This window comes from Rhodococcus sp. MALMAid1271 (assembly GCF_049195265.1).
GTDB lineage: Bacteria > Actinomycetota > Actinomycetes > Mycobacteriales > Mycobacteriaceae > Rhodococcoides.
Map to the genome: position 1 here is coordinate 143,843 of NZ_JBMIRQ010000129.1, position 12,294 is coordinate 156,136.

General features: G+C 61.8%; 14 protein-coding genes. 10 read left to right on the plus strand and 4 right to left on the minus strand.

All coding sequences use genetic code 11. From position 1 onward, the window contains the following. Positions 1-69: 69 nt before the first annotated feature. On the minus strand, positions 70-987 hold the full coding sequence (locus ACOQFP_RS26510) for an NAD(P)-dependent alcohol dehydrogenase (RefSeq protein ID WP_421586007.1): 918 nt from the start codon (positions 985-987) through the stop codon (positions 70-72). Positions 988-1,134: 147 nt separating this feature from the next. Here ACOQFP_RS26510 and ACOQFP_RS26515 point away from each other — a divergent pair, with 147 nt between their 5' ends. Then, a complete protein-coding gene (locus ACOQFP_RS26515; RefSeq protein ID WP_421586008.1) occupies positions 1,135-1,803 on the plus strand; it encodes a TetR/AcrR family transcriptional regulator in 669 nt (222 codons plus the stop codon). A 75-nt stretch (positions 1,804-1,878) separates the two neighbouring features. On the opposite strand, the gene ACOQFP_RS26520 is transcribed toward ACOQFP_RS26515, so the two are convergent. Beyond that, complete coding sequence (locus tag ACOQFP_RS26520; RefSeq protein ID WP_421586009.1) at positions 1,879-2,214, minus strand: hypothetical protein; 336 nt, start codon at positions 2,212-2,214, stop codon at positions 1,879-1,881. A gap of 554 nt (positions 2,215-2,768) precedes the next feature. On the opposite strand from ACOQFP_RS26520, the gene ACOQFP_RS26525 reads away from it, so the two are divergent. Then, the gene (locus tag ACOQFP_RS26525; protein ID WP_421586010.1) at positions 2,769-3,875 is read left to right on the plus strand and encodes a GNAT family N-acetyltransferase; all 1,107 of its coding nucleotides are present in this window, start codon (positions 2,769-2,771) and stop codon (positions 3,873-3,875) included. Here the strand turns inward: ACOQFP_RS26525 and ACOQFP_RS26530 are convergent. Both ACOQFP_RS26530 and ACOQFP_RS26535 read right to left on the minus strand, forming a co-directional pair. Continuing rightward, positions 3,861-4,169 carry a hypothetical protein gene (locus tag ACOQFP_RS26530; RefSeq protein ID WP_421586011.1) on the minus strand — a complete coding sequence of 103 codons (309 nt, stop codon included), beginning with the start codon at positions 4,167-4,169 and terminating at the stop codon, positions 3,861-3,863. The two genes, ACOQFP_RS26525 and ACOQFP_RS26530, sit on opposite strands and share 15 nt — an antisense overlap. Before the next feature lie 120 nt (positions 4,170-4,289). Beyond that, the gene (locus ACOQFP_RS26535; protein WP_206487632.1) at positions 4,290-4,703 is read right to left on the minus strand and encodes a MarR family winged helix-turn-helix transcriptional regulator; all 414 of its coding nucleotides are present in this window, start codon (positions 4,701-4,703) and stop codon (positions 4,290-4,292) included. A 111-nt stretch (positions 4,704-4,814) separates the two neighbouring features. On the opposite strand from ACOQFP_RS26535, the gene ACOQFP_RS26540 reads away from it, so the two are divergent. From ACOQFP_RS26540 to urtA, 8 genes are all read left to right on the plus strand, one after another. Continuing rightward, positions 4,815-5,891, plus strand: a complete 1,077-nt coding sequence (locus ACOQFP_RS26540; RefSeq protein ID WP_241256295.1) for a substrate-binding domain-containing protein — start codon at positions 4,815-4,817, stop codon at positions 5,889-5,891. Between the two features lie 138 nt (positions 5,892-6,029). Further along, positions 6,030-6,734, plus strand: coding sequence for an urease subunit beta (locus ACOQFP_RS26545; RefSeq protein WP_421586012.1), 705 nt, complete (start codon positions 6,030-6,032; stop codon positions 6,732-6,734). A gap of 30 nt (positions 6,735-6,764) precedes the next feature. Then, on the plus strand, positions 6,765-8,480 hold the full coding sequence (gene ureC / locus ACOQFP_RS26550; RefSeq protein ID WP_206487625.1) for an urease subunit alpha: 1,716 nt from the start codon (positions 6,765-6,767) through the stop codon (positions 8,478-8,480). 13 nt (positions 8,481-8,493) lie between these two features. Next, positions 8,494-9,117, plus strand: a complete 624-nt coding sequence (ureG, locus tag ACOQFP_RS26555) for an urease accessory protein UreG (RefSeq protein ID WP_341244947.1) — start codon at positions 8,494-8,496, stop codon at positions 9,115-9,117. Further along, positions 9,114-9,953: an urease accessory protein UreD gene (locus tag ACOQFP_RS26560; RefSeq protein ID WP_206487621.1), complete on the plus strand. Its 840-nt coding sequence runs from the start codon at positions 9,114-9,116 to the stop codon at positions 9,951-9,953. The genes ureG and ACOQFP_RS26560 overlap by 4 nt, the downstream gene beginning before the upstream one ends. 1 nt (position 9,954) lies before the next feature. Continuing rightward, a complete protein-coding gene (locus ACOQFP_RS26565; protein WP_206487619.1) occupies positions 9,955-10,449 on the plus strand; it encodes an urease accessory protein UreE in 495 nt (164 codons plus the stop codon). Further along, complete coding sequence (locus ACOQFP_RS26570; RefSeq protein WP_421586013.1) at positions 10,442-11,131, plus strand: urease accessory protein UreF; 690 nt, start codon at positions 10,442-10,444, stop codon at positions 11,129-11,131. Before ACOQFP_RS26565 ends, ACOQFP_RS26570 begins: the two co-directional genes overlap by 8 nt. A 17-nt stretch (positions 11,132-11,148) precedes the next feature. Next, positions 11,149-12,294: urea ABC transporter substrate-binding protein (gene urtA / locus ACOQFP_RS26575; RefSeq protein ID WP_421586014.1), on the plus strand; the 1,146-nt coding region annotated here is incomplete at its 3' end.

Consider the following 12,294-nt stretch of genomic DNA (forward strand, 5'->3'; position numbering starts at 1 on the left):
ACGTCCTCGATCGATACCGTGCTGTCCGCTCAGCGCTCGACCGCCCCGGTCGTCGTTCGGTCGGGTGGCTCACAGCCGAACTGCCGTCTTCCCGCGGACCTTGCCTGCGGCCAGCTCTGCCACTGCGTCGGCCGTTCGGTCGAGAGAGTAGACGCGGTCGAGTGCAGGTTGGACTGAGCCGGCCTCGACCAGCGAGGCCAGTTCGGCGAAGTCGGCTGCGCGTTCTTTGCTGATCAGGGCTGTGATCCGGTGCCTGACGAAGGGGGAGAGGGCCGCTGCACCGATTTGGCGGTGGGCTCCGCCCAGCCATCGGTCTCCGCCCTCGCCGCCTGCGATCACCAGCGTTCCGTTCTCGGTCAGACTCCGTCGAAGTCGAGCGATCGTTCGGAGACCCGCCAGGTCGATGATCACGTCGTAGGGTCCATGGACGTCGATGTCCTCGCGGGTGTAGTCGATGACGCGGTTGGCTCCTAGGGCTCGAACGAGATCGGCTTTTGCCGCGCTCGCTACTCCGATCACCTCCGCGCCGTGCGCCGCAGCGATCTGGACGGCGAACGATCCCACACCGCCGGAGGCGCCGATCACCAGGACTCGGTTGCCGGACTCGATGCGTCCTGCGTCCCGAACTGCTTGCAGCGCAGTGCTGCCCGAGATCGGTAGGACGGACGCCTCCTCGAAAGACAAGCTCGCGGGCTTGGGGGACAGGCGAGACTCCGGTACCACCGCGAACTGTGCCAGCGACCCGCGGGCAGAGCCGATGATCTCGTCACCGACAGCGACGGAGGTCACCTTGTCCCCGACTGCCTCGACCACACCGGCCAGATCTCGGCCGATCACGGCAGCTTTCGGCCGACGCAGGCCGAATCCGAGTCTGACGGCATACGGCAATCCGGTCATGAGGTGGACGGTTCCGCGGTCGATCCCGACAGCACGGACGCGGACCAAGGCCTCGCGCGGCCCCGGGGTCGGCACTGGTATCTCGTTCACATGCAGTGTGTCGGTGCCGCCGTAGGTGCTTTGAGTGACTGCCCGCATGGTCCCAGCTCGTGGTCTTACACTGTAAGTCATATCCTGACGATAGACTTACGATGTAAGAACGTCAACGGTTGCAGCACACATCGAGGAAGCGAAGAAATGACCGACAGCAGAAAGATCCATCGTGGTAGCGCATTGGGCCGCGACGAGATCGTGCGGTCCGCAATGGATCTCGCCGACAGTCAGGGGTTGCGCGCGGTCTCGATGCGTGGAGTGGCCACTCGACTGGGCGTGGAGGCGATGTCGCTGTACCACCACGTCAAGAACAAGGAAGACATGCTCGACGGCATGGTCGACGAGGTGTTCTCGGAATTTCACGCGCCACGCATCGGAGCTGACTGGCAGTCGGAAATGCGGCTGAGGTCGCAGTCGGCCCGGGGGGTCCTCAAGAAGCACCCATGGGCAGTGGGCCTCATGGACTCACGACGCAACGCCGGATTCGCCACGTTGCAACACCACGATGCGGTGATCGGGTGTCTACGCGAGGGTGGACTGTCACTCGAGTTGACCGGGCACGCGTTCGCCGTTCTCGACGCTCACCTGTACGGGTTCTTGATACAGGAACTGAGTTTGGCTTTCGATGGTGAACCCGACCTCGCCGAGCTCGGCGAGACAATCCTCGCGTCTATTCCCGACGGCGTCCTGCCGTATTTCAAGGAGTTCGCTCTCGGCCGTGCACTGCGCCCCGGCTACGACTTCGGCGACGAGTTCGACGTGGGACTCGACCTGATCATCGCAGGGCTTGCGGCCCGCGCAACCGAGAAGTAGCTCTCTGGCAGTGGAGCATGGTGTACTGCCGACGTTTCGCGAACCTACCGCCTTGCTGACGGTCGCCCGTTTCGGTCACCACACGACGGTGGCGTCTCCGACGCGAACTCGACCGGAGAATCGGTTGGTGATGTCTTGGCCGGAGTGGTTGTAGCTGTTGATGATCGATGCGATCTCGTCAACGAGAGCTCGAAGTGCAGGGGAGTGGAGGTCGAGCCCGCCGTCATCGACCCAGCCCCACGCCGTAGGGACGCCGACAATCGTGACGACGATCTCGCAGTCGTGGCGTACAGCGACATCGAACTGTATGCCGTTGGGAGCGTGCGCAATCGGATCGACCATGGCAACGTCGTCGCCCTGTGTCGGGGTGGGCAGGTCGGTGCGGGCCAGGGCGATATCGGCTCGAATCATGTCGGCGATGGTGTCGAGTCCTGCATGTCTGCCGAGTCGGCTGTGGGCAGAACCGTACTGTCGACGAGGAGCGGTGTCAGGACGCAGGTTGTGAAGTATTCGATTCAGCATGCGTTGAGCTGCATCTCGTTCCGAGATACCCGTGCGAGGGTGATCGATCAATGTACGCAATCGGGATATCCGAACTACAGGGTCGACGGCCATGAGCAGAGGATATCGCGCAGACCGCGTCGATGGCAGGGCCGTTCCGAGTCGCTGGAGTCCTGTCGGCGTGGGCATCCGCTCGGTCGACGCCACAGGTATCGAGGAGCGCCCGGGTTCGTGCCAGGGAGCGCACCACCGTCGACTTCTCCGAAGGATCGGCCGGGCGGGCACCGGTGTAAATTCGATCCGGTGAGTACACCGACCTGGAACCGATATATGTGGCACCGAACCGAGGTTGGGAACCCAGACGGTCGCGGGCCATCGGATCTGGGCCGATCGTGACGAGCGACGATCTGCGGACGAATCCGCGTGTGCCGCGTCCTAGACGACCTGTACCGCGCGAGGCCGCAGTGGAACTGACATCGAGCGGTGTACCTGTTCCAGAGCGCGACTTCTTCATCGAGGAGTTCCGCGGGGTCACGATCGTTGTCGCGCTTCCCGTGCTGGGATCTGTTGCGTTGGAAACGGTGGCACGCACGGTCGGCGAGTTCGGTGCTCGCGATACGCGCTTCATCTTCGTGGTACCGGTCGACAGCGTTTCGGCCACCGTCGACGCCGTCGGTGGTCTGACAATGGACGCGTCCTCGGTGTGGAGCGACGACAGAGTAGCCGATCTATGGCTCGCTACCGCGGACTCGCAATGCGTTGTTGTCGGTGCCGAGGCTTCCGCTGTCGCGCGCACGGCAGGTTTCGTGTCGGCGAGCGTTCGTGCATCGAAGACGGTGCTGACCGATCCGGGCGGCGGTTGGGGAAACCCACCCCGCAGCTTTGCGGATATCGACGTGCACCGCGAGCGTCTCGGCGCTCATCTGGCCGAACGAGGGCTCGACGATTTCCTACCCGCTGCTCAAGAGGCTCTCGCAGGCGGCGCATACAGCGTAAACCTCTGCTGTGCAGAAGATCTCGAATTCGAACTACTCACTTTCGACGGCCGCGGGACCGTCCTGACCCAGGGTCGGTACCTTCACCTCGCCGCACTCCAAGTGGACGATTTTCCCGCCATCGAATCGTTGGTGGCGCAAGGGGTACACGAAGGGGTACTCAAGCCGCGCAGCCGGATCGAGATTGCGAGAATGGCTGTCGGCGGGCTCGGTGCGCGGGTCCTTCGCACCGGACACCTTGCCGGAATCGTCGGTCTCGAGGTGGACCGTTATGCCGGAACGGGATTCGGGGAGGTCTCCGGATTGATCACAGTGGCCGAGTTTTCGGGGCTGGGCGCGGGCGGACTACTGATGGACGGGCTGGTGAGAATTTGCCGTGAGCGAGGGGTCAGCAACCTGTTCGCGGTGACGGTCAGCGGGGAGGCTGCAGAGTTCTTCGCGAGACGGGGGTTCGTCGAGGTTGCGCACCAGGACGTTCCTGCCTCGAAATGGCAGGACTACGATGCCGATCGACTCGACGCCGCTCGCTGCTTTCTCCGACACATCCGGGCGCTACCCGATTCACGAGATGCGTAGTGTCGAGCTCGAGGTGACACCGCGGGTCGAGTCTGCGCTCAGCGCGGCGAATCGGTGTCGCCAAGTCCTGTGTGATCGTGCCGGCCACACGCGATTCGACCACAACGCGTAGCGACCCCCGCCGACCGCGACCACGCCGACCAACAGCCCGGCCACCGCACCGCAGAACGCAGGAAACACCAACAATGCCAACCAGGACATCGATCCCTCGAGAGCCCAGGGGAGCATGACGCCCGCACCCGTGACCGCACCGGTAGCACCGGCGACCCTCAGTTCTTTCTCGACCCAGTCCACAGTGATACACAACACGCCGCCAGGGCCGGTATGCAAGCGCTGCAGGAACTACGTCGGCGGCGATATCGGCACCGGTTCCAACGACCCGGGGCAGGTCGCCGTGCGCTACGGCGTGCCGATTCAGGATCGCGTGTGGTCGAGGGTCGGTGCATGGTTGGAATCGACGGCGAGTTGTGCTTCTTCGTAGTCGACCGAATCGACCGACGAACGGTAGGTGTGTGCTCCGTCGACGGAGACGTGGACCAGTACCCGACGCCGATCGAGCGGGTCGACTTCGCGGTGTGCCAGTGCGTTGGCGATCAGGTGGTCGACCACACGAGTCAATGTGGGTCCGGTCAGGCCGGTCAGTTCGCGCAGTTGGGTCATGGATAATCCGGTCGTTCGGTGATCGACCAGTAATTCGAGTAACAGCCATTGGTCGATCGTCAGTCCGACCTGTGCCGTGACTGCACCGATTGCATCGGCCGCCGAGCGTGATGCCCGCAGAAGCGCCAGCGTAGGCCGTTCGCGTGGCCGGGTTGTCCCTCTGCTCACGTGCTTCCAATCGAAATAGTTTCGTACGGAGGTATGCCGTCACGATACAGATAATTTACGTCGGAGATACACCGTGACCGTAGGCTCTTCGAAGACAAGGAACGGATCACGATGACCACGATAATCGACACGACGCCCATGGGCGATCGCTTCGCTGTCGGTGTCGCGATTCCGATGCAAGGTTCCGGAGGAATTTTCGGGCCTTCGTGCCGTTCGGTGGTCGATCTCGCTGTCCACGAGATCAATTCCCAGGGGGGAGTCCTCGGGCGAGAAGTGTCATCGGTCGTTCTCGATTCCGGCAGAGCGCCTCATCTGGTAGCGCGTGAACTCGACGCCCTGATCGAGCGCGGTCACATCCATGCCGTCACCGGTTGGCATACATCGTTGGTGCGCGATGCAATCGTCGGGGCTGTTGCCGGTCGTATCCCGTATGTCTTCACCGCGTTACACGAGGGCTTGCCTGGTGCCGACGTGGTCAACGTCGGCGAGGTTCCTGCAGTCCAAGTGGCCCCCGCTCTTGCCTGGCTGCGCGAGAATTTTCCAGTGGCCAGCTGGGCAGTCGTCGGCAACGATTACGTATGGCCGCATTTTTCCTCTCGATTCGTGATCGATGCTGCTCCGACACTCGGCATAACCGTGTCTTCGATCGGTTTCGCAGCCTTCGGTGACGAACGGGCATTGACCTCGCTCGTCGACACCATCGAGCGCGACAGGCCTGACGCCGTGGCCATGTTCCTCGTCGGGCAGGACGCAGTGTTGTTCAATCGCGAATTCGCCAGCCGTGGGCTCGATCGAGACATTCTCAGATACAGCCCGTTGATGGACGAAAGCATGTTGATGGGCAGCGGTGTCGATGCAACCGAGAACCTGTATTCCTCTGCCGGCTACTATCGTTCGCTGGTCTCAGCCAATACGATCGACCTGCAAAGTCGCTATGCCGGATTCCACGGCCCGTTCGCGCCGCCTCTGAACAATACCGCCGAGAGTTGCTACGAGGGGATGTTGACGCTCGCGCATCTCGTCGAGCGGGCCGGGTCGACCGACATGACGGCGATCAAAGCCTCGATTGCGGGGCTCGCGTACGACGGACCTCGCGGCGTCGTGGAGTACCAAGGCGCGCAAGGGTTCCACGACGTACATCTCGCCCGGGCCGACGGCTACGACTTCGAAGTTCTTTCTCGCATCTGATATTTCCGGCGTGTAACCGGTATGTGAATACCGGAGACGAAACTTGCAGCACCTTCGCCTGTGCCTTACGTTCATCCAATCTACTTCCATATGAAGATATTCCATATGGGGATCAAGATTCGAAGAAGGAGGTTCCAGGTGCATTTGACGCCCAAGGACGAGGATCGCCTGATGCTCTTCCTCTCGGCCGAACTCGCACGTAGGCACCGAGACCGAGGGCTGAAGCTGAGCTATCCGGAAGCGCGTGCGCTCATCGCCGACGAGGTCGTCGAAGCAGCGCGTGCCGGTGCGACGGTTCCCGAGGCCACCGAAGCGGGTGCAAACCTGCTCACCGAGGACGACCTGCTGCCGGGCGTTGCCGACCTGGTGGGAACTGTGCAGGTCGAAGGGTTCTTCGATGACGGACAGAAGCTCGTCACCATCCACGATCCCATCAGGCCGGGCACCAACACCTCGGAACCCGACGTCCAACCTGGACAACTCTTCGTCGAGGACGGAGAGATCGAGCTCAACTCCGGCCGGGCGACTGCAACGGCCTCGGTCGTCAATACCGGCGACCGGCCCGTGCAGGTCGGTTCGCACTTCCACTTCTTCGAGGTCAACAGGGCGCTCGAGTTTCCGCGAGCCGTCGGATACGGCATGCGCCTCGACATTCCCGCAGGGACGGCAGTTCGATTCGAGCCCGGGGAAGAACGCGTCGTCCAACTCGTCGCCTTCGGCGGAACCCGAGAGGTCTACGGCCTGAACAACATGACCAACACGACCATCGACACGGCGGGCCCCTCCACCGAACAATTGCACGCTCTTAATGCCGCCGGATTCCTCGGCGCCGTGACCGACTGACAACCCACTACGAATCAGGAACGAGTCCCGATGGCACTCCGCATTCCCCGGCGGCAGTACGCCGAGCTCTTCGGCCCCACTGTCGGCGACCGAATCCGCCTGGCAGATACAGATCTCATCGCAAAGGTGGAACGAGACGACACTGTTTACGGCGACGAGGCGGTCTTCGGCGGCGGCAAGACCATGCGCGAAGGCATGGCCGTGCACAACTCGATCACCAACAACGACGGTGCACTGGATTTCGTCATCACGAACGTCCTCGTGATGGACGCAATTCTGGGAATTCGCAAGGCCGACATCGGAATCAAGGACGGCAAGATCGCCGGTGTGGGCAATGCAGGAAATCCGAGACTGATGGACGGCGTCGACCCGGGGTTGATCATCGGAACCGGAACCGACGTCCGTTCCGGCGAAGGAATGATAGCGACGGCAGGCGCGATCGACGTGCACGTGCACTTCGACAGTGCCGGCCTTGTGGAAGAAGCGATCTCCAGCGGTATCACCACGATGATCGGTGGAGGTCTCGGCCCGGTTACCGTCGGCATCACGAGTTCCGGTCCGAACAACCTCGCTCGAATGATGCGCTCGGTCGAAGCTTTCCCGATGAACTTCGGGTTCCTCGGCAACGGCAGTGCAGCCGACCCGGCCCCGATCATCGAGCAGGGTCTCGCAGGCGCAATCGGCTTCAAGATCCACGAAGATTGGGGTGCGACGGCTGCAGCGATCCGCGCGTCCCTGGATGCGGGCGACGAACTGGATCTGCAGATTCAGATTCACAGCGACACCCTCAACGAGGGTGGCTTCTTCGAGGACACGATGCGAGCCATCGACGGTCGCGTCATCCACACCTATCACGCCGAAGGTGCGGGCGGCGGCCACGCACCCGACGTGATGCGTGTCGTCGGTGAGAGCAATTGCCTACCGTCCTCGACCAATCCGACGAATCCCTACACTCGCAACACCTTCGACGAACACCTCGACATGGTCATGGTGTGCCACCACCTCAACCCACGTATTCCCGAGGATGTCGCCTTTGCCGAGTCGCGTATCAGGCGCGAAACTATTGCGGCAGAGGATGTTCTGCACGACATGGGTGCGATCTCCGCGATGGGATCCGACTCCCAGGGCATGGGCAGGATCGGTGAGACAATTGCGCGAACATGGCAGTTGGCGTCACACATGCGCGCGACCCGTGGTCCGCTTGCGGATGACATCGGCACTGGCGCCGATAACGCGAGAATCCTTCGCTATCTTGCGAAAATCACGATAAATCCGGCACGGATGTTCGGTATCGACCACACCGTCGGTTCACTCGAACCCGGGAAGATGGCCGACATCGTGCTGTGGGATCCGAAGTTTTTCGGAATACGCCCCGAAGTGGTGTTCAAAGGCGGATTCCCGGCGTGGTCGGTGATGGGCGAGTCCAACGCGTCGCTCATGACCTGCGAGCCGCTGAAATATCGCCCGCAGTGGGCAGCATTCGGAAAGACTCCGTCGGATGTCTCGGTCAATTTCGTTGCGCAGGCTGCGATTGCGGACGGGCTGGGTGATCGTCTCGGGTTGTCCACGCCTTTGGTGCCCTGCGTCGGTGCCCGTTCTCTGAGTAAAGCGTCTCTGCTGCACAACGACTACCTTCCTTCGATCTCCATCGATCCTGATACCTACCGCGTCGAGGTCGACGGTGAGGTGTGCACCAGCCAGCCCATGATGCGTGTCCCGCTGGGCCGCCGCTACACGATCAAATAGGAGTGGGACTTACATGAACGAAGCAACTCGAATCGGAATCGGCGGACCGGTCGGTTCCGGAAAGACACGACTCGTCGAACGGCTGCTGCCGATGTTCGCCGCGTCCGGAATCGATATTGCAGTCATCACGAACGACCTGGTCACCGACGAGGACGCGCAGCGAGTCCGCCGAAGCGGTCTGATCGACCCCGCACGCGTTACGGGCGTCGAAACCGGAGCGTGCCCACACACTGCAATTCGCGAGGACCCGTCGGCCAATCTGAGTGCGGTGATGACGTTGCAGAAGACGTATCCGGGCCTGTCGGTGGTGTTGATCGAATCGGGCGGAGACAATCTGGCAGCGACCTTCACTTCCGACCTGGTCGACTACTGGATTTTCGTTATCGACACGGCAGCGGGGGACGATATCCCTCGTAAGAAAGGAATCGGTCTGCTTCAGGCAGATCTGTTGGTGGTGAACAAGATCGATCTCGCCCCGATGGTCGGAGCCGATCTCGATCGCATGCGCAGCGACTGTGCGGTAGCACGACCGGACCGTCCAACCGTCTTCACGGATCTGCGCAGCGGTTCCGGTTTGGACGAGGTATTCGACACCGTCGTACGGGGCGCGATGTTGACGCCGAATGTCTCGACGTGACCGCGTCCGCGCCCATTGTCGAGGGCATCCTCGCCGTCGATGTGGTGTGCGGCCGGCGCGATCGAACGCAGATCGCAACGCTCGAACAGCGTTTCCCTCAACGGATCACGGTGCCCATGTACCTCGATCCAGACGATCCCGGCATGGCCTTTCTATGCGTTCAGAATCCGACGGGAGGCGTCTTTCCCGGCGACCGCATCCGTACCGACGTCAACGCTCGGGTCGGCACTCGACTGCATCTGACCACCCAGTCGGCGACACAGATCTACGCAGGCGACGGCGAGGCCGTGCACGACTACCGATTCACGTTGTCCGACGGGAGTTTCGTCGAACATGTCCCGAAGGTATCCATACCGCACGCCCGTTCGAGAAGTTCACAGACCGTCACGCTCGACATGACAGGCGATTCGGTGTTCGTCGGGTCCGAAAGCGTTGCGTCCGGTCGAATCGGTCACGGCGAGCGGTTTCTGTACGACATGTATCGATCTCGTACCTCGATTCGGATAGACGGCAGCATCGAGGCTGTCGACAACGTTCGGCTCGAACCAGCAGAGCGACCTTTCGGTCCGGGCGTTGTGGCGGCGTCGAACTACTACTCCACATTGCTCGTCGTCGCACCGAAGCGAGAGCTCGAGGTATTGAAAACCGGCTTCAATTCAATTCTGCGCGATACCCCCGGCGTCGTGGGCGCGGCCAGTATGTTGCCGAACTCGATCGGCATATCGGCCCGATTTCTCACCGACCGAGCACCGACGATGCAGGCCACCTACGAGGCACTCAGGACCGACGTTCGACGCGTCGTCCTCGGTCGCGGCCCCCTCAGAGCAAGGATGTGACATGGAAGCAACAGAAGTTCTCGGCTCCCGCTCGGACGAGAAGTACAGCGGGCGCATCGTGGACCCGGTCCACATCCCATGGGGTGATTCCAAGAAGCACCGGCAGTTCGTTCGGACCGCGGGCGATCGTGAACTGGCGTTACGGCTACCCCGTGGGACGTTTCTCGAAGTCGACACGGTGTTGTGGGACGACGGAGAGACGATCGTCGCGGTCGAGCGGCCGGAAGAAGACGCGATCGTCGTCCAGTTCGCGGACAACGTCGGTGCCGATGCCGTGCGACGAGCTCTGCTACTCGGTTATCTACTCGGTAACCAGCATGCACCGCTCGATGTCACGGCAGAGCGCGTCGCAACGCCGTTGATGACGAGTCCGGAAACGGCCGAGGCCACGTTGAAGGCGTTGCACATCACCGGCCAGGTGTCGCAGGTGGAGCTCGCTCGGAACGGATGGTCTAACACCTCCGCCGATCACCACCACGGCCACAGCCATGACTGATACTGGATCCATCGCCTACCTCAGCTGGATGCAGCTGTGCGACAGCGCATTTCCTTCCGGCCGATTCGTACACTCGAACGGTCTCGAAGCGTGGCTCGCCGGCAATTCCGCAGCGCGTGAACGCGACATCGCAGCGCTGGTTCAGTCGTACATCTCCGAGTCCGTGACCACCCTCGACGCCGTCGCTCTCGCATTGGCATGGAGTCACGAGGATATCGACGACTCTCTCGCCCTCGATTCGGCCCTGTCGACGCACAAGCTGTCCGAATCGGCCCGCCTGTCCTCGACGTTGTGCGGGCGACAATTAGCGCTCGTTGCCCAGCGTGTGCTCGCTCCGACCGCGGCATTGGACTACCTGGCCCGCGTACTCGACAACTCGACGCCGGGAAATCAAGCTGTGGTCGAAGGGATAGTGCATCGATGCCTCGGCATCGATCGGCATCTCGCGGTAGTGGGTTACCTGAGGTCGGCGTACTCCGGATTGCTCTCGGCCGCAGTCCGTCTCGGACGTGCCGGTCCGATGTGGGTGCAGCAGCAACTGTTCGACGACCGCTACTTTCTCGACACATGCGCACAGCGCGCGATCCGGACCGAATGGGCCGATGCCATGGCCTTCGTCCCGGAGCTCGAAATCTACGCCATGCAACACGAAACCAACTCGTCCCGCTTGTTTACCACCTGATCCTGAAAGGTTCTGACATGGAACGTCTCTCACATCGCACCGCCGCCACGGCGCTGCTGCTCGGTGCCACCCTCGTACTTTCGTCATGCGGCAGCCGGACAGGCGACGGCACCTCAGCCGACGGCGCCATGGGCGCCCCGAGTTGCGTCGACACATCCGGCGACACCGTCAAGATCGGCGCGATCAACTCGCTGTCCGGGCCCACGGCCATCAACGAGACCGTCATTCGCGACGCAATTACGATGGCCGTCGATGAGATCAACGCCTCCGGTGGAGTGCTGGGCAAGCAACTCGATCTGCTGGCCGAGGACGGGGCGTCCGAGCCGACCGTGTTCGCGGAGAAGGCCGAGAAGCTGATCAGCAGCGACTGTGTCGCAGCCGTTTTCGGCGGGTACACGTCTGCGAGCCGCAAGGCCATGCTGCCGGTGTTCGAGGACAACAATGCTCTGCTGTACTACGGCCAACAGTACGAGGGCCTCGAGGCCTCGAAGAACGTGTTCTACACGGGTGCGACGACCAACCAGCAGATCATTCCGGCTCTGGACTATCTCAAGGAGCAGGGCGTGAAGTCCCTCTACCTGGTCGGTAGCGACTACGTCTTCCCTCGGACATCGAATGCGATCGTCAAGGCCTACGCGGCCGCGAACGGTATCGAGATCCTCGGTGAGGATTACACCCCGCTGGGTTCGACGGATTTCTCCACCATCATCAACAAGGTCCGCACAGCGAATGCCGATGCTGTATTCAACGTCGTAGTCGGCGATTCGCTTGTCGCCTTCTTCCGCGAGTACACCAATGCCGGCCTCAAAGCTGCCGACATGCCGGTGATGTCGATGTGTGTAGGTGAGGAAGAGGTCCGCAGCATCGGTGTCCAGAACGTGGCAGGCCAGTTGGCTGCCTGGAATTACTTCCAGACGCTGGACACACCGACCAACAACACGTTCGTCTCCAGTTTCAAAGACATGTATGGACAGAACCGCGTGACCTCGGATCCTATGGAGTCGGCATATACAGCCGTCTATCTGTGGAAGAACACGGTCGAGAAGGCTGATTCGTTTGCGGTGGCGGATATTCAGGATGCTGCTGGTGGTGTCAGTTTCGCCGCTCCTGAGGGTGAGGTCGTCATCAACGGCGACAATCACCATATTTCCAAGACTGCGCGT